This is a genomic window from Roseibium sediminicola, from assembly GCF_023156505.1.
Classification (GTDB): domain Bacteria; phylum Pseudomonadota; class Alphaproteobacteria; order Rhizobiales; family Stappiaceae; genus Roseibium; species Roseibium sediminicola.
In genome coordinates this window covers 63,260-82,847 of sequence record NZ_JALNMJ010000002.1, presented here as the reverse complement: position 1 = coordinate 82,847, position 19,588 = coordinate 63,260, and the positions used below count along the sequence as shown (strand labels likewise).

Below are 19,588 nucleotides of genomic sequence, written 5' to 3'. Positions count from 1 at the left end.
TACGTCAATCCAATCTTCGGCCCGCATGCGTATCACGGGCGCTTCGGTTTGATTCAGAACGGAGCTCCGGGCTAACCCTTGGCAAGGTTATTCGAGTCGGGCGCGGCGTCATGATACTTCGAAAGCATCATTGAAAGCGACCGCGCCGGGTCGAGAAGCAGCCGGAAACGGGCATTAACGCACAAACTTTGACAGAAGGAAGGCATCATGGGTGAATTGTCTGTAGGGGACCTGGCACCGGATTTCGATCTTGAGGGCAATGGCGGTGAAAGAGTGTCGTTGACGGCTCTCAAAGGGAAACCCGTGGTGGTCTATTTTTATCCAAAGGATGACACTCCGGGCTGCACCAAGGAGGCCATCGCCTTCACCGGTCTGATCGACGAGTTCTCAAAGATCGGCGCAACGGTCATCGGACTTTCGCCCGATACGGCGGCCAAACACGACAAATTCGCCGCCAAACACGGTCTGGCGGTCCGTCTTGGCGCCGACACGGAAACGAGCACGGCCGAGGCTTACGGCGTCTGGGTGGAGAAAAACATGTATGGCAAGAAATACATGGGCGTGGAACGCTCCACTTTTCTGGTGGACGCGGATGGGAAAATCGCCCAGATCTGGCGCAAGGTGAAAGTACCCGGCCACGCGGAAGCCGTTCTTGAGGCCGTACGCGCGTTGTGACCGCGACCGACAGAGAGGCAAGTTCCAGACACCATGACTGACACCGGCGAGAAAACAGCGCCGTCAAGCCTCGTGGCCGGCGCACGTGCCATTGTGGCGTCACCGGATACGGCGGAGAAGGTGCGGCTTGCCTATGCCGTCTCCAGGGCCTGGTTTCAAAGAGACCTCGCCCTGGGCGCACCTTCCCGGGACGGGCACATGCCCGATCGGCCCGGCCGGCCGGACAAACCGGAGCTGCGCGCCCCGCGGGACATGCCCAAACGCAGTCTGACGGGCAAGGCGGGCCGCCTGGCCCTGATCCATTCCCTTGCGCATATTGAACTCAACGCCGTTGACCTCACCTGGGATCTGATCGGCCGGTTCGCCGCCGTGCGCCTGCCAAGATCCTATTACGATGACTGGGTGCGGGTCGGGCTGGAGGAAGCCAAGCATTTCGCCATGCTCCAGGATCGGCTGTCGCAGCTCGGAGCGGCCTATGGCGATCTGCCCGCCCATGACGGTCTTTGGCAAGCGGCCCAGGACACCGGCCACGACCTCGCCGCCCGCCTGGCGATTATTCCGCTGGTCCTGGAAGCGCGCGGGCTCGACATCACGCCACCGATGATCGACAAGGCGCGTGAGATCGGTGACGAAGACACGGCGAAGTGCCTCGAGATCATTTACAGGGACGAGAAGAACCACGTGGCTTTCGGGGCCAAGTGGTTCCGGTTTTTGTGCGACCGTCAGGGAATCAGGCCGGAACCGGCCTTTCACGACTTTGTCCGCCGTCACTTTCGCGGCCCTTTAAAGCCGCCCTTCAACGACCGCGCACGGTCGGAAGCCGGACTAACCCCCGGTTTTTACAAACCTCTTGCTCCTCTTGTAGGCTAATATTCACAAGCATGAAGACGAATTATTAACCTTACCAAACTCTAATCAGACTCAGTTAATTGCAGAATGCAGGCAGTGACTGAGTGACCATGCGACAGCGCCAAGAATCGACGCGACTATACCAAGCACCCACGGAAGCACCGCATCATGCGGCGCTCGGGAAAGGGGCGAAGACAACCACTTATAGTGTGCGGCCGATGCACCTGGCCGCGGGAGCCCTGGCCTGTGTCACGGCTACGCTGACGGTCGCAGGCACAATCGGCTATTACCTCCTGCGCAACGACATCATCGCGGAAGCCAGCGCAGAACGCACGGAACTCGTTCTGGAATACCAGGATCACATTGACCGCTTGCGCGCGGAAATCGAAACGCTGACTAGCCGGCAGATGGTCGACCGGGAAACCGTTGAAATCCAGGTCATGGACGTCCTGCGTCGCCAGCACGATCTTAACCAGCGCCACGCCATCGTGGCGGATCTCGTCGCACGGGCCGAGAGCGTTGGCATCTACCTGAGCACCGACAAGCCGCTACCGCCGCAAAAGCCGCCACTTGACGGCCGCGGGCTTGCGTCCCTCAATGGCGATGACAACACCGCAATCGGCGGTGAAAGCGAGCTGATCGACGAACCGGTCAAGGCACTTGGCCTGCGCGATGGCGCCACCAAATCCTTCGATCCGCTGACCATCCTGCAGCAGCCGATCTCCGGCGATGCGGGTGTGCCGCAGGACCTAAAAAAAAACTCTGAAAAGCAAGCCGCTCTCGACGCGGTAAAAGCGCATATTTCCGAAATGGATGTGGAGAGTACCGCGGCGGTAGATGCCATCACCGTCGCCACGGAAAGCCGTATCGACGAGATCCTAGGCATCACCGCCGCGATCACGCCCGGTGTGAACAAGGCTCTGCGCAGCAAGACCGCGATCGGCGGCCCGTTTCAACCCATTACCGAAGAGAATTTCCCGGACCGCCTGGAGCGCGCCAATGCCGCACTGACGGCCCTGCGCCGGGTCAAGTTCACGGCCCTGCGACTGCCGCTCAAACGCCCCATCCGCAGCGCCTCCGTCTCCAGCACCTACGGCCCCCGTGTCGATCCCTTTCTCGGCCGTCTTGCGATGCATACCGGGATCGATTTCAAAGCCCCCTACGGCGCCCGTGTTTTTGCCACGGCACCGGGTACGGTCCTGAGCGCCGAGAGACACGGCGGCTACGGCAAGATGGTTGAGATCCGGCACGCCAATGGATTTGTCACCCGCTACGCCCATCTGAGCCGCATTCAGGTCGCCGAGGGCGACCATATTCTTGCCGGCGACCTGGTCGGCAATGTCGGGTCGACCGGACGCTCGACAGGCCCCCACCTTCACTATGAGATCCGCAGGCACGACAAGCCGAGCAATCCCGCGCCGTATTTGTCCGCTGGCGATCGGCTGGCCGACCTGGCTCTGTAAGCAGACCATCAAAACAAAACGGGGCCGAAAGGCCCCGTTTTTTTGATCGGATGATGGCTTCTAGGGTCAGGACCCATTAATTTGAGTGAAATGGTAGGGATGAATTTGTTCGGATACGAGGCGCAAAGCTGCAGGAAACCGTCCGGTTTCCATAGATTTGCAACGACGTTGCCGGGCAAATTCACCCTATCCCGGAGGGACGCAAATACGGCTTTGATTTGCTGCGTCAAACCGCTCAACCGGGCAGGAAGCCCGCTTTTCGCGTTTTTCCTTTCAACTCGTTGCCGTTTGTTGCGCCATTTCGATCAAATTAATGAGTCCTGACCCTAGCGTCAGTCGATATCCTCGACCTCGACCGGATCGCCGCCAAAGACGCGCTGCGCCAGAGACGCTTCCATGAACTTGTTGAGGTCGCCGTCCAGAACATCGCCCGGAGACGTGCTTTCAACGCCTGTCCTCAGATCCTTCACAAGCTGATAGGGCTGCAGGACATAGGATCTGATCTGGTGGCCCCAGCCGATATCGGTCTTGGACGCAGCTTCGGCGCTTGCCGCTTCCTCGCGCTTCTTCAGCTCGGCTTCGTAAAGCCTCGCCTTCAGCATGTTCCACGCCGTGGCGCGGTTCTTGTGCTGCGAGCGTTCGGACTGGCACTGAACCACGATCCCGGAGGGCTGGTGGGTGATGCGCACCGCCGAATCGGTCGTGTTGACGTGCTGTCCGCCGGCGCCGGAGGCCCGGTAGGTATCGATGCGGCAATCGCTTTCGTTGATGTCGATCTCGATCGAATCGTCGATCACCGGGTAAACCCACGCGCTGGAGAAACTCGTGTGCCGGCGGGCGTTGCTGTCATAGGGTGAAATTCGAACAAGGCGATGCACACCCGATTCGGTTTTCAGCCAGCCATAGGCGTTCTCGCCCTTGATCAGCAGGGTTGCCGATTTGATGCCGGCTTCTTCGCCATCCTGATATTCGAGAACTTCGACCTTGAAGCCACGCTTTTCCGCCCAACGGCGGTACATGCGCAGCAGCATGGACGCCCAGTCCTGGCTTTCCGTGCCCCCCGCGCCGGAATGGATTTCCAGATAGGTGTCATTGCTGTCGGCTTCCCCGGACAGCAGTGACTGCAGCTGCAGCTCGCCAACCTTGTCCTTCAGGCCGCGCAGGGCCGCTTCGGCGTCTTCGATAACGGACTTGTCGTCCTCCATTTCGCCGAGCTCGATCAGTTCAATATTGTCGGACAGATCCTGCTCCAGCGCCTTGACGCCGCCAATGCCGTCATCAAGTTGCTGGCGTTCGCGCATCAGTTTCTGCGCTTTAGCCGGATCGTTCCAAAGGTCCGGATCTTCGGACAGGGCGTTCAGTTCGTCCAAACGGACAAGAGCCTGATCCCAGTCAAAGATGCCTCCTCAGCAGGCTTATGGCCTGCTTGATTTCATCGACGATCGCTTCCATTTCGGCGCGCATCGGATACCTCGCTTTTTGTTCTGAAATCGGCCGACCCTGAAATCCAGGGCACCGGGCCGCGAATTGGAGCGGGACATTACCCGTGCGGGCTGCCCCTGTAAACAGTCCTGGCGGCGGCCCGAAGAGCACACCGCCTCGGTGTCTTTGCGTGCTGTCAGTAAAGACCGCCGGTGCCGACCGTAACGGCCTGCTGAGCCTCCGGCGACACGGCTGTGGGCACACCCATCGTGTCCTGGAAACCGATCACCGAATAGCTGTCCGGCGGTGCCATGCCCGGCTTGAAGGCTTCCAGAATGGCACCCGGCGATCCGGCCGCGGTCCGAAGGCCGGTGCGGCGGTTGATCGGGATCAACTGCAGTCCCTTGGGCACGCGGAACTCAACAGGCGGCTTTTCCGCCAAAGCCTGTTTCATGAAATCGACAAAGATCGGCGACGCCACCTGGCCGCCGGTCGCGCCGCGCCCCATCGGCTTGGGATTGTCGTAGCCAACAAAGACGCCGACGGCGAGGTCCGGGGTGAAGCCCATGAACCAGGCGTCCTTCTCGTCGTTGGTGGTCCCGGTCTTGCCGGCAACCGGACGGCCAAGCGCCCTCACGCGGGTCGCGGTGCCGCGCTGGACCACACCTTCCATCATGGAGGTGATCTGATAGGCCGTCATCGGGTCGAGAACCTGCTCGCGGTCATCGATCAGCGAAGGCTCGTCCTGGCCGTTCCAGGTGTCCTGGGTGCAGCCGTCGCAAATCCGGCTGTCGTGTTTGTAGATGGTGCGACCATAACGGTCCTGGATCCTGTCGATCAGGGTGGGACGGACCTTCTTGCCGCCATTGGCGATGGTCGCATAGGCGGTCGTCAGGCGCAGCACTGTGGTCTCGCCGGCGCCAAGCGACATGGACAGGACCGGAAGCATGTTGTCGTAAATGCCGAAACGCTTGGCATATTCGGCCACCAGCGGCATGCCCATGTCCTGGGCCAGCCGGACTGTCATGACGTTTCGCGACAGTTCGATGCCGGTGCGCAGGGTCGACGGGCCATAGAACTTGCCACCGTAATTCTGCGGCCGCCAGGTTCCGAGCCCCGGCCCCTGGCTGATTTCCAGCGGCGCGTCCATGATCACCGAGGACGGTGTGTAGCCATTGTCCAGGGCGGCCGCGTAAAGGAACGGCTTGAAGGAAGATCCGGGCTGACGATAGGCCTGGGTGGCGCGGTTGAACTCGCTCTGGGCGAAGCTGAAGCCACCGACCAGGGCCAGGACGCGGCCGGTATAGGGGTCCATCGCCACCAGCGCACCGGACACTTTCGGGATCTGGCGCAATTCAAACGTACCCGGCGCAACGGCACTTTCCTGAACATAAACGACGTCGCCCGGAGCCAGCACTTCCGACACGGAGTTCGGCGCCCGTCCGCTGACCCTTGCCCATTTCATCGTGTCGAGAAACAGTGCGCCGGTCTGGCGTTCATCGGACAGTTTGCCGCTGACCAGTGTCTTCGGCTGAATGCCAACCCTGGCTTGATCGCTGCCGCTGTCCAGCACGACCGCCAGCTGCCATTCCGGGATGTCACTGAGCGCCTCGACCTTGGCAAGGTCGATGCCCCAATCGGCGCCGAGCGTGATCCGGTCGACCGGACCGCGCCAGCTGCCGCGCTGGTGATCGAAATTTATCAGCCCGTCCATCAGGGCCTTGCGCGCCATTTTCTGCAGCTCGGGATCCAGCGTGGACCGCACCGACAGGCCGCCTTCATAGAGACGCTTGTCGCCGAAAATATCGGCAACTTCGCGCCGGACCTCTTCGGTGAAATACTCGGCTGCGAACAGGCGGGACCCCGTTTCACGCGGCTTGACCACGATCGGTTTCTGCTTGGCTTCCTCGCCCTCTTCCGAAGTGACATAGCCATCGGCGACCATGCGGTCGATCACGTAGTTGCGGCGCGCAACCGCCGCTTCCGTCTTGCGGTAAGGGTGATAATTGCTCGGGCCCTTGGGCAGCGCCGCCATATAGGCGATCTCTTCCAGGCTCAGTTCATGGACCGACTTGTCGAAGTAGATCAGCGAGGCCGCGGCCACGCCATAAGCACCGAAGCCGAAATAAATTTCGTTGAGATAAAGCTCGAGGATCTCATCCTTGGTGTAGGCCTGCTCGATTCTCAGAGACAGAATGGCTTCCTTCACCTTGCGCTCATAGGCGGCGGAACGGCGTTGGCGCTCTTCGCTTACCAGATCGGACAGAAGGAAGTTTTTCGCGACCTGCTGGGTGATCGTCGATGCGCCCTCGGGCCGGCGCCCGGAGCCGTAATTCTGAACAAGCCGCACCACGGCACGGGCGATGCCCTCCGGGTCAACGCCGATATGCTTGTAGAAATTCTTGTCTTCCGCGGCGATGAAAGCCTGTTTCACCCGGTCGGGAATCGCCTGGATCGGCAAGAACATGCGCCGCTGCGTGGCATATTCTGCCATGAGACTGCCGTCGGCGGCATGCACGCGGGTCATCACCGGCGGCTCGTAGTTCTTGAGCGCGGTGTAATCGGGCAGATCCTGCGACAGGGTCTGCAGATACATCCATACGCCAGCGGCAATCAGAAGCGCGAACACCGCCCCGATTCCGAACAGATAACCAAAGAATTTCACCAAGAATTTCATACTGCGGGCTCGTCTTTCCCCGTCTTAGATCAGTCTCGCTCAACCGGAATCCGTTTTAACACGGAACACCAATCACGGCACCTGCAGATGCCGACTGACACACAAACTTATGCGTCTTCCTCTTGCACCATTATGGCGATGCTGAGGCAATCGCGGCGGTCGCCCTCGATTTTACAAGGCAATTCAACGTTTTTACTGAGAAGGTGCCCCTTGCTGCCGCGCCAGACGCGGCCTGAAGAAGCCGTGCACCGCCTCGGTCATGGCGCCGGCCATGCGCTGCTGCCACTCATCCGAAACAAGCAGTTTTTCATCATGTTCGTTGGACAGATAGCCGAGTTCGACAAGCACCGACGGCACATCATGCGCCTTCAGCACCCGGAACCCCGCGGATCTGTGCGGATTATTGATCAGCCGGACCGCGCTCTCCAGCTCACTGACAAGCGAACGCGCGAAGTGGACCGAAAAGGACCTAGTTTCCCGGCGCGCCAGATCAATGAGGATATCGGCGACCTCGGTGGGTTCTTCCCTAAGCTCGACCCCGGCAATCACATCGGACATGTTTTCAGACTGGGCTATGTCTTCGGCCAACTGGTCCGACGCCTTGTCTGAAATGGTATAGACCGTGGCGCCGCGGGCAAATTTCTGGCCCCGCCGAACGGAATCGGCGTGGATCGAAATGAACAGATCCGCTTCCAGCTCATGCCCGATTTCCACCCGGCGCGACAAGGGCACAAAAGTGTCATCGTCCCGGGTCAGGCGGACATCGTACAAACCGCCTTCGTCCAGTCTTGTCTTTAACAGCTTGGCAAATTCCAGGACAATCGCCTTTTCCAGCGTCCCGTGAACGCCGGTCGCGCCGTTGTCGATGCCGCCATGGCCCGGATCCAGAACAATCAAGGGCTTTTCCTTGTTCTTGGGATCGGTCAGACGGTCGCTTTTTGGAGCGGTTTTCTTCACCTGCTCGGCCCTGCCCGACCGGGACTTTTCGACAAAGGCCGCAAAGGCATCCGGTGACGCGCTGACCAGATCCACCACAAGCCGGGCCGGTTGATCGTCAACAGAGGGCAGGAAAAAGGTCTTGTCGACTTCAACCGGTCCCTTGAGATCCATCACGACCCGGGACTTGCCGACAGCGAACAGCCCGAACCGCCAGTCCGCGACCAGGCCCCGCCCGGCCTTGCCGGCATCTCCTGGGATGGAAAAACTCACCTCAGGCAAGTCGATGATCAGCCGGTATGGGCTGGCCAGCCCGGAAATGACGGGAGTGACCTGACGGTCCATGTCGAGAACGAATCGCGTGCGCGTCTCGTCGCCTGCAACCCTTGCACCCGTCACAACGGGTTTTTCCGTTTGCGCGAGCGATGGCGTCGCAAACACACCCAAAACGGCCGCCATCACGGCCAGCAGCAGGCCAAGCGCCCCAAGCTGGCTGCCTGCGGCGGTCCGGCGCAAGATCCGTTCTGGTTGCATTCCGTCAATCAATTCAAGTGTTCCGGCTAACTTGCTTGTATTCTGCCCGGCTGGGCCGCGCCCGCCATCTCATACGCCATCCAATGCGACAGGAAAATGCCTTATCCAATTCACATTGCTTGCAATGCGGCGCAGCGGATCGTAATAGTACCTTACGGATTTCGGTTCGATACCGATACCTTTCCGATTGACCGACATGGGTGTCTATCCACAACGTCATCGCACTGCCAGGCCTTCGAGCGCCAGAACAGAGGCCGTTCTGACAGCTCCAGACACCACCTGACAGGCAACGGACAAGGTAACGGTGCCTCTTTGAGACCGCCCCGCCTCGCGACGTGATGCCCACACCAAATGGCAGTTTATCCGGCGAGGTTCGCGGCGGAGATGAAAGAGTGAACCCTTCCGCGACCGGAGGCAGGTCAAGCGGCGAAGCCAACCTGCAATCCGGACAAGGTACAACGACTTAACTCTAGGGCCTGCGTTGCCCCGAAGGACCCGCGCGATGCACATGGTGATCGACATACAGCAAGGAACCGCTTTTGCGGCCGCTTGCGTTGATCATACGACCGCGCCGGGCGCAGACGCCCTTCCTCATCTTAGCAAAACCAGTACGGCAGCCATCCTCCTTTCGGGCGATGCGCGTTTTGCATACGCGCCCATGAGCGCTGCCGTGGAGACGTTTAATAATGGCAAACAAAATGCTGATCGACGCGGGCCACCCGGAAGAGACCCGGGTCGTCGTCGTGCGTGGCAATCGGGTTGAAGAATTCGACTTTGAAGCAGCAAACCGGAAGCAGCTGCGCGGGAATATCTATCTAGCAAAAGTCACTCGGGTCGAGCCATCGCTTCAGGCGGCCTTCGTCGAATATGGCGGCAACCGTCACGGGTTCCTCGCCTTCAGCGAAATCCATCCGGACTATTATCAGATCCCGGTCGCGGACCGCGAAGCTCTGCTCGCGGCAGAAGCCGCCGATCGTCAACGCGAGGATTCGGACGCCGAGGAAAAGCCGAAGCGCCGTCGCCGCTCACGTGCCGCGAAAAACGAGGCCGCCGCGGAAACCGTTGCCAGCGAGAAGGTCGAAGACGAAGACGCCGATGCTTCCTCGACCGAAGCTGGTGGCGACCAGGGCGAAGCCGTCGAAGCAGCCGCTTCCGGCGACGAAACGGACGACGCCGCAATCGCTGCCCGCGCCCCTGACGAAACAGACGACAGCACCGAGGGAGACGACGCGGCCGCCTCCGCCGATGAGGACGAAGACGAGCAGGAAGAAGCGGAGGACGAGGCTCCGGTCCTTTCACGCAGCCGTCGCCGCCGCCGCCGGAACGATGAAGACGACGACGGCGACGCCGATGAGGACGCGGTTGAGTCTGTCGGCGCCGAAGACGCGATGGAAGAAGTTCCGGAGCGCGTTATTCCCCTGCGCAAGCAGTACAAGATCCAGGAAGTCATCAAGCGCCGCCAGATCATTCTGGTCCAGGTCGTCAAGGAAGAGCGCGGCAACAAGGGCGCCGCTCTGACCACCTACCTGTCGCTTGCCGGCCGTTATTCCGTTCTGATGCCTAACACGGCCCGTGGCGGCGGCATTTCCCGCAAGATCACGCAGCCGACCGACCGCAAGCGCCTGAAGAAGATCGCTTCCGAGCTGGACGTGCCGGAGGGCATGGGCGTCATCCTGCGGACTGCGGGCGCCAGCCGCACCAAGGCCGAGATCAAGCGCGATTTCGAATACCTGATGCGGCTCTGGGAAAATGTCCGCGAGCTGACGCTGAAATCCAGCGCGCCAAGCCTCGTCTACGAGGAAGGCAGCCTGGTCAAGCGCTCGATCCGCGATCTTTACAACAAGGACATCAACGAAATCCTTGTGGCCGGTGACGAAGGCTATCGGGAAGCCAAGGACTTCATGCGCATGCTCATGCCGAGCCATGCCAAGAATGTCCAGCCTTACCGGGACCCCTCGCCTGTCTTCATCCGCTATGGTGTCGAACCGCAGCTGGATGCGATGTTCTCGCCGCAGGTGACGCTTAAGTCCGGCGGCTACATTGTCATCAACCAGACGGAAGCGCTGGTCTCGATCGATGTCAACTCGGGCAAGTCGACCCGGGAACACAACATCGAAGACACCGCGCTGCAAACCAACCTGGAAGCCGCGGAAGAGGTCACCAGGCAGCTGCGCCTGCGCGACCTGGCCGGCCTTGTCGTTATCGACTTCATCGATATGGAGGAATCGAAGAACAACCGGGCCGTCGAACGTAAGCTCAAGGATTGCCTGAAGAATGACCGGGCGCGCATCCAGGTCGGCCGAATCTCGCATTTCGGCCTTCTGGAAATGTCGCGCCAGCGTATCCGCACAGGCGTCCTGGAAAGCTCGACCACGCCTTGCCCGCATTGCCAGGGCACCGGCATGATCCGGTCTGTGGAATCGGTCGCCCTGCACGTCCTGCGCTCGATCGAGGACAATCTGCTGAAAGGTGCCTCGCACAACCTGATCATCCGCACGACCACGCAGGTCGCGCTCTATATCCTCAACCAGAAACGCTCGAACCTGGTCGATCTGGAGACCCGTTTCGCAGTGGACATCGAAGTGCACGCGGACGACATGGTCAACGGCCAGCTCTATGTCCTGGAGCGCGGCGCTGCGGTTGACAGGGACCGGTTCCCGGCCCCGTCGCTGACCGTTCAGCCGGACACGATCGACATTATCGACGAAGACACCGAGCAGCCCGAAGTCGAAGAGATCGCAGCGGACGATGAGTCGGAGGGCGACGGCCGCCGCCGCCGCCGCCGCCGCAAGCGCCGCAGAGGCGGATCGGACAACCAGCAGGACGACGGCGACAGCCGTCAGGCAAGCGCTGGTGACGACGAGTCCGATGGCGACGCCGACGGCGCACAGTCTCAGGACGCGCGCGCAGACGACGAAGACGGCTCCGACGACGAACCGCGCCGCAAGCGCCGCCGCGGCCGCCGGGGTGGCCGTCGAGGCCGTCGCAACGGTGAAGGCGAAGGTGAAGTTGAAGGCGATGCAATCGCGGCCGAAGCCGGCGACGAGCAGGTCGCGGACTCCGGCGCCAACGTGGAAGCAGGCGATGCTCAGGTGGCGGAAGACAGCCCGGCCGAGGTGACCGAGCAGGCTTCACCTGCAACCGAAGAAGTGGTTGCCGCCGCTGCCGAGGCCTCTGAAACCGAAGAGACGCCCGCCGAGGAAAGCACCGAGACAGAGGCCGAGCCTGAAACGGCTGAAGCACTAGCTAACGATGCTGTTGACGGCGAAGCAGGCGCTGTTGCAGCGGAAGCCGACAGTGACGAAGGCACGATCGTTGTCGACACGCCGACATCCGAACAGCCCGTTGCCAACGAGGCCGCGGAGCCGGAAGATCAGAAGCAGCCGTCCGCCCCGGCGGAACCGGTCGTGACCAGCGAAACGTCCGGTGACGACAAGGAAGACAAGCCGAAGCGCGGCGGATGGTGGCAGCGCGGACGCTCGTTCTTCTAAGACGGCATTCCATCAGTGAAAAGGCGGCTTCTGGCCGCCTTTTTTGTTGCCCTGTTCAGGACGCCGTCAGGACAGAAAGCCGGACAGTCTTTCCAGTGCTTCCTTCATGTCGTCATGCGCGCCGGCGAAGGAAAACCTCAGGAAATCATGTCCGTGCACCGGGTCAAAATCGACGCCTGGCGTCGCGGCGACACCTGCCTGCTGCAGCATCTGGCGGGCAAAAGCCAGGCTGTCGCTGCTGAAACGGCTGATATCGGCGTAGATGTAGAAGGCTCCATCGACGGGCAGCAGCTTGTCGAGGCCAACCTTGGGGAGACCCGAGACCAGAAGATCGCGATTGGCGGCGTAGACCGCCTTGACGGCCTCCAGCTCCTGGACGGCGCCAAGTGCCGCTGTTGCCGCTATCTGCGAAAGTTCCGGTGGCGAGATATAGAGGCTTTGCGCGATGCGCTCCGTCGGCCGGACCAGTTGCTCCGGCAACACCATCCAGCCGATCCGCCAGCCCGTCATGCAGTAGTATTTCGAGAAACTGTTGATCACGATGACGTTCTGCGACGTCTCAAGCGCGGTCTTCTGACCGCTTGAATAGTCCAGTCCGTGGTAGATCTCGTCCGAAATGAACCAAATGCCGGCATCCTCGCAATAACGGACCAGGTCATCGAGCGCGTCCGGTGTCATCATGGTGCCGGTCGGATTGGCGGGACTTGCCACCAGGACGCCCCTTACCGGCCCGTCCGCCTGGGCCTTGTCCAGATGCTCGGGTGTCAGGCTCCAGCGTGTTTCGGCGCCAACCTCGATCTCCACCGGCACCAGTCCAAGCGCTTTCAGAATGTTGCGGTAGGCCGGATAACCGGGCGCTGTCAGAACCACCCTGTCACCCGGATCGAAAGCAGCAAGAAAAGCCAGGTTGAAGCCGGCGGACGACCCTGTGGTGGCCATGATCCGCCCGCTGGGCACATCGACGCCATAAGTGCTTCTGTAATGGGCTGACAACGCCCGGCGCAGCGGCGCGATACCAAGGGCTTCGGTGTAGCCGAGCCGGCCGTGTTCCAAAGCCTGGCGCGCGGCTTCAAGAGCTGCCTGCGGCGCAGGCGCTGAGGGCTGACCGACTTCCATGTGGACGATCTTCCGTCCCTCCGCCTCCAGCCTCGCCGCCTCGGCCAGAACATCCATGGCGATGAAGGGGGCAACGTCGCTGCGACGGGACGGTTGAAACGCTGAATGGGTCATTGGATCCTGCTGGCGGGTCTGTGAGGAACCTTCCCTATCGCGAATTTTCAACGCCGATGCAATGCGTGGACGGCCCGCAGAAACTCAAAACCGGGCCTGCGCTGTCCACATGACAGTTTTGTAAGTGGGGATTTCTTGACCCGGACCGCGCCGCTCCATACCTTCGCCACACGATTATGCGCTTGGATGAAGCGCCCTGCCTTGGATTGGAGACTACTTACGGTGACGCGTTCTGTGTCTGGCCTTTCTCATTCACATCGGCGTTTCGCAAGCCGCGTGCTTCGAAACGCGGTTGCGCTGGCGTGTTCCGCCGCACTGGTCCTGCCGGTCGCCATCACGCCGGCCAATGCGCAGCGCGGCAAGCTGCCCCTTGTGCGCGACGCGGAAGCCGAAGCGCTTTTGCGCGACTATGCCAAGCCGATTTTCAAGGTCGCCGGAATTTCCAATTCCGAACCCCAGATCATTCTGGTCAATGACAAGAGCTTCAACGCTTTCGTGCCCGACAGCCGGCGCATGTTCATCAATATCGGTGTGCTCATGGAGGCCGAAGCGCCCAGCGAGGTCATTGGTGTGATTGCCCATGAAAGCGGCCATATCGCGGGCCGCCACCTGGTGCGCCTGCGCTCGGCCGCCGCGAATGCGCAAATCATGTCGGTAATCGGCATGATCGTCGGCGCGGGCGCGGCCGCCGCCGGGGCCGCCGCCGGGTCTAGCGATGTCGCCGGCAGCGGCGGCGCCATCATCATGGGATCCGGTTCCGTCGGCCGGCGCTCGCTTCTGGCCTATCAGCGCGGCGAGGAAGCCGCAGCCGACCGTGCTGCCCTCAAATACCTGAACGCCACCGGCCAGAGCGCGCGCGGCATGCTCAAGACCTTCCAGCGCATGTCGGAACAACAGATGTTCCAGAGCCAATACTCCGACCCTTACGCGCAAAGCCACCCGATGGCCCAGGACCGGTACAACGGCCTTCTGCGTGAGGCGGAAAAGTCGAAATATTTCAATCAACCCGAGGACTATGTCCTGCAATACCGGCATGATCTGGTACGAGCCAAGCTGTTTGCGTTTACCAACCACCCGTCGGCCACGATGCGTGCTTACCCGCGAAGCGACAAAAGCCCGCCGGCACAATATGCGCGCGCTGTGGCCGCGATGAAGAGCCGTGGCAAGGGCGCTGTCAAGGAAATCGACGCCCTGATCCGGACGCAGCCAAACAATCCCTATTATTACGAGCTGAAAGGCCAGGCCCTCCTGGAAGGCGGCGATCCCAAGAGCGCCATTGCCCCATTCCGCAAGGCGCTTTCCTTCAAACCCGATGAACCGCAATTCATGGTCTGGCTCGGATATGCCCTGGTCGCCGCCAACAACAAGGCCAACCTGCCCGAAGCAGAAAGCATCCTGAAAAAGGCCATTCAGCGCGATCCGAATTCGGGTGTGGCCTACAGCCAGCTGGCGATTGCCCATGGACGTCAGGGCGAACGCGCCGAGGCGGATCTGGCGACTGCGAAGGGCCTGATGGTGACTGGAGATTTCCAGGCTGCGAAACGCTACGCCGCCCGCGCTCAAAAAAGTTTGAAGCGCGGATCGCCGGCATGGCTTCAAGCGGACGACATTGTCGCGTACAAACCACCTAACATGCCAAACCGCCGATAAGATCTGTGACACGCACGGTGGCGTAAGCAAGTACAATGAAATCGCCACCCAAGGAGCCCTTGATGACCAACCCCCTTCAATCCATCCGGCCGCTCTGTCCGCCGGCGCTGATGCGTATTCTTTCGCTCTGCGCCCTGCTCCTGTCGCTGCTGGCGGTGCCCGCCGCCGCACAGGAGCTCAACCGCGGCGAAATCGAAAAAATCGTGCGCGAATATCTTCTGGAACATCCGGAAGTGATCGCGGATGCGCTGACCGAACTGGACCGCCGCGAAAAGGCGGCCGCGGAAGCTGCCCGCCTGCAAACCCTGACAGACAGCGCCGATATCCTGTTCAACTCCACACGCCAGGTCGTTCTTGGTAATCCGGAAGGCTCGGTTACCCTGGTCGAGTTCTTCGACTACAATTGCGGCTACTGCAAACGCGCCCATGGCGACATGGTCAAGCTGATCGAGGAAAACCCGGACCTGAAAGTCGTCCTGAAGGAATTTCCGGTTCTCGGCCAAGGCTCAATGGAAGCCGCTCAGGTCGCAGTCGCCGTGAACACGATCGCACCGGAAAAATACGGCGAATTCCACGAAAAGCTGCTGCTGAGCCGTGGCCAGGCCAACCGCACCAGCGCCATCGAGGCGGCCCTCGATGCCGGTCTTGCGGAAGAGGATCTGCTCATCGCCATGAAGACCGACGAAGCCGGTCAGACCATCGAAGAAGTCTACACTCTCGCCAATCGCCTGGGCCTGACCGGCACGCCTTCCTATGTGATCGGCAGCGACGTTGTCATGGGCGCCGTCGGCTACGACCAGCTCAGCGAGAAGATAAAGTCTCTGCAGAACTGCGATCAGACAACCTGCTGATCCGGTTCAGCGTCCGCGGAGACGAGATCTAGCCTGTTGGAAACCTCCGGTGCTCGATGTCAATGAGAAATCGGGGGTTTTCCTGTTCCAATTGAATCCCTATAAGAAGCTTGGCCCGTCTCCCGTCAGGAAACGGGCCAAAAGACCTTTGTCCGCCTGAAAACCGGGCGAAGCAAAGAACGCGGCATCACCTGCGCGGTCGGATGGACCTTTTTAAGAACGGTCTCTCCGGAGCGGCCGGGACAGCCCCCACGTGATGTGGAGCGGGCATTCCGGAGAACGGCATGCCGCGTTACTTGCGGACCGAGTATGAGAGCCAAACATGATGCGTAATGATAACAAGAAATTCGACACGGCCCTGATCCGGGATCTCGCCGTCCTTCTGGATGAGACCAACCTCTCGGAAATCGAGCTGGAACAGGGTGACACCCGCATCCGCGTGGCCCGGCAGATGTCGATCAATGCACCGGTCAGCATGGCCGCGCCGATGGGGGCCCCTGTTGCCGCGCCTGCTGCGGCTCCCGCCGCGGCCGCAGCACCTGCTGCGGAACCGGCGAAATCCGGGACAACCGTAACATCCCCCATGGTCGGAACGGCCTATCTGTCTCCGGAACCGGGCGCCGCCGCCTTCATCCAGGTCGGTGACAAGGTCACGGAAGGCCAGACGATCGTGATCGTCGAAGCCATGAAGACCATGAACCACATTCCCTCCACCAAATCCGGCATCGTCAAGGAAATCCTGGTCGACGACGCGCAGCCGGTGGAATTCGGCGAACCTCTCATCATCGTCGAATAAGGAGCCGCTTCGGCCATGTTCTCCAAAATCCTCATTGCCAATCGCGGCGAGATCGCCCTGCGCATTCTGCGCGCCTGCAAGGAACTCGGCATCCCAACCGTTGCCGTGCATTCGACCGCCGACGCCGACGCCATGCATGTGCGCCTCGCCGATGAAAGCGTCTGCATCGGCCCGCCGGCTGCCCGCGACAGCTATCTGAACATTCCGCAGCTTCTGGCCGCCTGTGAAATCACCGGCGCCGACGCAGTCCACCCCGGATACGGTTTCCTGTCGGAAAACGCCCGGTTCGCGGAAATTCTCGAAGCTCACAACATCGAGTTTATCGGCCCGACGGCCGAACATATCCGCATCATGGGCGACAAGATCCAGGCCAAGCAGACGGCCAAGGATCTCGGCATTCCGGTGGTACCGGGCTCCGACGGTGCGGTTACGCCCCAGGACGATGCCCACGCGATCGCCCGTGAGATCGGCTATCCGGTTCTGGTCAAGGCCGCCGCAGGCGGCGGTGGCCGCGGCATGAAGGTCGCCCAGACCGAGGCCGAGCTGAACACCGCCCTGTCGACCGCCCGCGCCGAAGCCAAGGCTGCCTTCGGCGACGATGCGCTCTACATGGAAAAATACCTCGGCAAGCCGCGCCACATCGAAATCCAGGTGCTTGGCGACGGCAAGGGCAACGCGGTGCATCTTGGCGAACGCGACTGTTCGCTGCAGCGCCGTCACCAGAAGGTTCTGGAAGAAGCACCGTCGCCGAGCCTCAATGCCGACCAGCGCAACGAGATCGGCGAGATTGTCGCCGCCGCCATGCGCAAGCTGAAATATCGCGGCGTCGGTACGGTCGAGTTCCTCTATGAGAATGGCGAGTTCTATTTCATCGAGATGAACACCCGCCTGCAGGTGGAACACCCGGTCACCGAGATGATCACCGGCATTGACCTCGTCAACGAGCAGATCCGCATTGCCGCCGGTGGCGATCTGGACATGACCCAGGACGACATCACTTTCGAGGGCCATGCCATCGAATGCCGCATCAATGCGGAAGACCCGGTCAATTTCACCCCGTCCCCGGGCACGATCACCTATTACCACCCGCCGGGCGGTCTGGGCGTGCGCGTCGACTCAGGCGTCTATCAGGGCTACAAGATCCCGCCCTATTACGACAGCCTGATCGGCAAGCTGATCGTGCATGGCCGCAACCGGGTGGAATGCATGATGCGCCTGCGCCGCTGCCTGGACGAATTTGTCGTTGACGAAATCAAGTCGACTATTCCGCTTTTCCGCGATTTGGTGGACAATCAGGACATAGCGAACGGTCAGTACGACATCCACTGGCTGGAAAAATACCTGGCTACGAAGTCCAGCTGACCGACAGAGGCCGGGGGCCCAGCCCCCCCGGCGCTTGGACAGTGAGACCAAATGGCAGGTTACAAAGACGACATCGTCATGGAAATCACGCCGCAGGTGCTTCTCAAGGCCTATGCCTGCGGCCTGTTCCCGATGGCCGAGTCCGCGGACGATCCGGGCCTGTTCTGGCTCGAACCGGAACGCCGCGGCATTCTCCCTTTTGACAGTTTCCACCTGCCCCGGCGCCTGCGCCGCACGATCCGCAATGACGTTTTCGAGATCCGGGTGAGCACGGATTTTCAAGGCATCATCGACGGCTGCGCCGAGCCCATGCCCGGGCGGCAGAAAACCTGGATCAACCGCGAGATCCGCCGCCTCTACGGCGAACTCTTCGACATGGGCTATTGCCACACGATCGAAGCCTGGCAGGACGGCGAGCTGGTCGGCGGTCTTTACGGCGTCAGCCTGAACGGGGCGTTTTTCGGCGAGAGCATGTTCACGTTCCGGACGGACGCCTCCAAGGTCTGTCTGGCCCATCTGGTCGCCCGGCTGATCGTCGGCGGCTATTCCCTGCTCGACACCCAGTTCGTGACGGACCACCTCAGCAGGTTCGGCACGATGGAAGTCACCCAGGCGGACTACAACACGAGGCTCTCGGACGCCCTCAAACTGGAAACCGATTTCTACGCCCTCTCCCCCCATGCTTGCGGCGCGGAGATCCTGGACGTTCTCGACAGTTGGAAGGCGCGGTAGGCGGATCAGGTGTCACCCCGGTCAAGCGCAGCGCCGATCCGGGACTCGCTCGCTAATGATCTGCTGGCGTCAGAAAACCACTTGCAGGATCGAAACGCTCTGGAAATGATGAGTGGGGCTCGGGTCTCACTTCACTCGCCCGGGCTGATAAGAGTGCAGCTGCACGGCTGTGGTTCACTCACGAGGCCCTGATCCCCCCACCCTCACTTGCGTCATCCCGGCCAAGCGCAGCGCGAGCCGGGACTGGGGAGCCACAAGTCTGGCGTCTGACGGAAACATACATTCGATTGGTCCTCGGCACCCCGGTCCCGGATCTTCGCTGCGCTGCGTCCGGGATGACGACCGTGAGGGTCTCCGAAAACAAAAAGCCCCGCATTTGCGGGGCTCATCGAATGTCGCGCGGGTCGCTCGCTGATCAGTTACCCGGGGTCCAGGCCTCGTAGTCGCCGGTGACCTCGGGGCGTTTTTCCGGGGTCAGGATCGAGCCGTGCGGGCGATAGGCGCCCGGAGTGCCGGTCGGGTTGACCTTGTGCGGCTGCTGCCAGTGTTTGGCGTGATAGGTTTCTTCCGTTGGCGGCGTGTCGACGCGGTGATGCATCCAGCCGTGCCAGCCCGGAGGAATGGAGGACGCTTCGGCGACACCGTTATAGATCACCCAGCGCTTCTTGCCGGCGCGTTCCTTGTAGTACTTGTTGCCGAACTCGTCTTCCCCGACAAACTCACCCTTGCGCCACGTGAAGAAGCGGGTGCCCATGGTCTGGCCGTTCCACCAGGTGAAGAATTCGAGGAGCAGTGTTTTCATGGCCCTTAGAAGGTCCCTTGATTGCAAATCGGAAACGCGCGGTGTTCCCCCGGAAAGAGCCCAGAGGAATTTCGCGGACTATGGCGGCAACAACCGCGTCTGTCCAGACGCAAGTCCC

Annotated in this window: 14 protein-coding genes; 9 read left to right on the top strand and 5 right to left on the bottom strand. The window is 61.1% G+C overall.

The genetic code is table 11. The features are described 5' to 3' along the window. The first annotated feature begins 207 nt into the window (after nt 1-207). The 3 genes from bcp (at nt 208) to M0H32_RS03385 (ending at nt 2,987) form a co-directional block, all read left to right on the top strand. A complete protein-coding gene (gene bcp / locus M0H32_RS03395; RefSeq protein ID WP_248150707.1) occupies nt 208-675 on the top strand; it encodes a thioredoxin-dependent thiol peroxidase in 468 nt (155 codons plus the stop codon). A gap of 33 nt (nt 676-708) precedes the next feature. Next, entirely contained in the window at nt 709-1,545 is an 837-nt protein-coding gene (locus tag M0H32_RS03390; RefSeq protein ID WP_248150705.1) for a ferritin-like domain-containing protein, read from the top strand. A gap of 197 nt (nt 1,546-1,742) precedes the next feature. Further along, nucleotides 1,743-2,987 carry a M23 family metallopeptidase gene (locus tag M0H32_RS03385; protein ID WP_248150703.1) on the top strand — a complete coding sequence of 415 codons (1,245 nt, stop codon included), beginning with the start codon at nt 1,743-1,745 and terminating at the stop codon, nt 2,985-2,987. A gap of 332 nt (nt 2,988-3,319) precedes the next feature. Here M0H32_RS03385 and prfB read toward each other — a convergent pair. From prfB to M0H32_RS03370, 3 genes are all read right to left on the bottom strand, one after another. Then, nucleotides 3,320-4,451 (bottom strand): peptide chain release factor 2 gene (prfB, locus tag M0H32_RS03380; protein WP_248150701.1). Its coding sequence is split into 2 segments (ribosomal slippage): nt 3,320-4,381 and nt 4,383-4,451, totalling 1,131 coding nucleotides; the frame shifts between segments, so codons are not numbered across the junction. Between the two features lie 154 nt (nt 4,452-4,605). After that, nucleotides 4,606-7,077: a penicillin-binding protein 1A gene (locus M0H32_RS03375; RefSeq protein WP_248151749.1), complete on the bottom strand. Its 2,472-nt coding sequence runs from the start codon at nt 7,075-7,077 to the stop codon at nt 4,606-4,608. Nucleotides 7,078-7,278: 201 nt separating this feature from the next. Next, the gene (locus M0H32_RS03370; protein ID WP_248150700.1) at nt 7,279-8,556 is read right to left on the bottom strand and encodes an N-acetylmuramoyl-L-alanine amidase; all 1,278 of its coding nucleotides are present in this window, start codon (nt 8,554-8,556) and stop codon (nt 7,279-7,281) included. A 686-nt stretch (nt 8,557-9,242) separates the two neighbouring features. Between M0H32_RS03370 and M0H32_RS03365 the strand changes: the two genes are divergently transcribed. After that, nucleotides 9,243-12,047, top strand: a complete 2,805-nt coding sequence (locus M0H32_RS03365) for an Rne/Rng family ribonuclease (RefSeq protein WP_248150698.1) — start codon at nt 9,243-9,245, stop codon at nt 12,045-12,047. A gap of 66 nt (nt 12,048-12,113) precedes the next feature. Here M0H32_RS03365 and M0H32_RS03360 read toward each other — a convergent pair whose 3' ends face one another. After that, on the bottom strand, nt 12,114-13,277 hold the full coding sequence (locus M0H32_RS03360) for a pyridoxal phosphate-dependent aminotransferase (RefSeq protein WP_248150695.1): 1,164 nt from the start codon (nt 13,275-13,277) through the stop codon (nt 12,114-12,116). A gap of 276 nt (nt 13,278-13,553) precedes the next feature. Here M0H32_RS03360 and M0H32_RS03355 point away from each other — a divergent pair, with 276 nt between their 5' ends. From M0H32_RS03355 to aat, 5 genes are all read left to right on the top strand, one after another. Next, a complete protein-coding gene (locus tag M0H32_RS03355) occupies nt 13,554-14,927 on the top strand; it encodes a M48 family metalloprotease (protein WP_248150691.1) in 1,374 nt (457 codons plus the stop codon). Between the two features lie 62 nt (nt 14,928-14,989). Beyond that, complete coding sequence (locus M0H32_RS03350; protein ID WP_248150689.1) at nt 14,990-15,778, top strand: DsbA family protein; 789 nt, start codon at nt 14,990-14,992, stop codon at nt 15,776-15,778. Nucleotides 15,779-16,103: 325 nt separating this feature from the next. Beyond that, nucleotides 16,104-16,574 carry an acetyl-CoA carboxylase biotin carboxyl carrier protein gene (accB, locus tag M0H32_RS03345; protein ID WP_248151747.1) on the top strand — a complete coding sequence of 157 codons (471 nt, stop codon included), beginning with the start codon at nt 16,104-16,106 and terminating at the stop codon, nt 16,572-16,574. A 15-nt stretch (nt 16,575-16,589) separates the two neighbouring features. Further along, nucleotides 16,590-17,936, top strand: a complete 1,347-nt coding sequence (accC, locus tag M0H32_RS03340) for an acetyl-CoA carboxylase biotin carboxylase subunit (RefSeq protein WP_248150687.1) — start codon at nt 16,590-16,592, stop codon at nt 17,934-17,936. A 51-nt stretch (nt 17,937-17,987) separates the two neighbouring features. Further along, nucleotides 17,988-18,668, top strand: a complete 681-nt coding sequence (aat, locus tag M0H32_RS03335) for a leucyl/phenylalanyl-tRNA--protein transferase (RefSeq protein ID WP_248150685.1) — start codon at nt 17,988-17,990, stop codon at nt 18,666-18,668. 415 nt (nt 18,669-19,083) lie between these two features. Here aat and M0H32_RS03330 read toward each other — a convergent pair whose 3' ends face one another. After that, complete coding sequence (locus tag M0H32_RS03330; RefSeq protein ID WP_248150683.1) at nt 19,084-19,470, bottom strand: NADH:ubiquinone oxidoreductase subunit NDUFA12; 387 nt, start codon at nt 19,468-19,470, stop codon at nt 19,084-19,086. Nucleotides 19,471-19,588 lie beyond the last annotated feature (118 nt).

Coding starts and splice junctions, on each gene's coding strand:
- bcp (WP_248150707.1), top strand. CDS start 208: ATGGGTGAATTGTCTGTAGGGGACCTGGCACCGGATTTCGATCTTGAG.
- M0H32_RS03390 (WP_248150705.1), top strand. CDS start 709: ATGACTGACACCGGCGAGAAAACAGCGCCGTCAAGCCTCGTGGCCGGC.
- M0H32_RS03385 (WP_248150703.1), top strand. CDS start 1,743: ATGCACCTGGCCGCGGGAGCCCTGGCCTGTGTCACGGCTACGCTGACG.
- M0H32_RS03370 (WP_248150700.1), bottom strand. CDS start 8,556: ATGCAACCAGAACGGATCTTGCGCCGGACCGCCGCAGGCAGCCAGCTT.
- M0H32_RS03365 (WP_248150698.1), top strand. CDS start 9,243: ATGGCAAACAAAATGCTGATCGACGCGGGCCACCCGGAAGAGACCCGG.
- M0H32_RS03360 (WP_248150695.1), bottom strand. CDS start 13,277: ATGACCCATTCAGCGTTTCAACCGTCCCGTCGCAGCGACGTTGCCCCC.
- M0H32_RS03350 (WP_248150689.1), top strand. CDS start 14,990: ATGACCAACCCCCTTCAATCCATCCGGCCGCTCTGTCCGCCGGCGCTG.
- accB (WP_248151747.1), top strand. CDS start 16,104: ATGCGTAATGATAACAAGAAATTCGACACGGCCCTGATCCGGGATCTC.
- accC (WP_248150687.1), top strand. CDS start 16,590: ATGTTCTCCAAAATCCTCATTGCCAATCGCGGCGAGATCGCCCTGCGC.
- aat (WP_248150685.1), top strand. CDS start 17,988: ATGGCAGGTTACAAAGACGACATCGTCATGGAAATCACGCCGCAGGTG.
- M0H32_RS03330 (WP_248150683.1), bottom strand. CDS start 19,470: ATGAAAACACTGCTCCTCGAATTCTTCACCTGGTGGAACGGCCAGACC.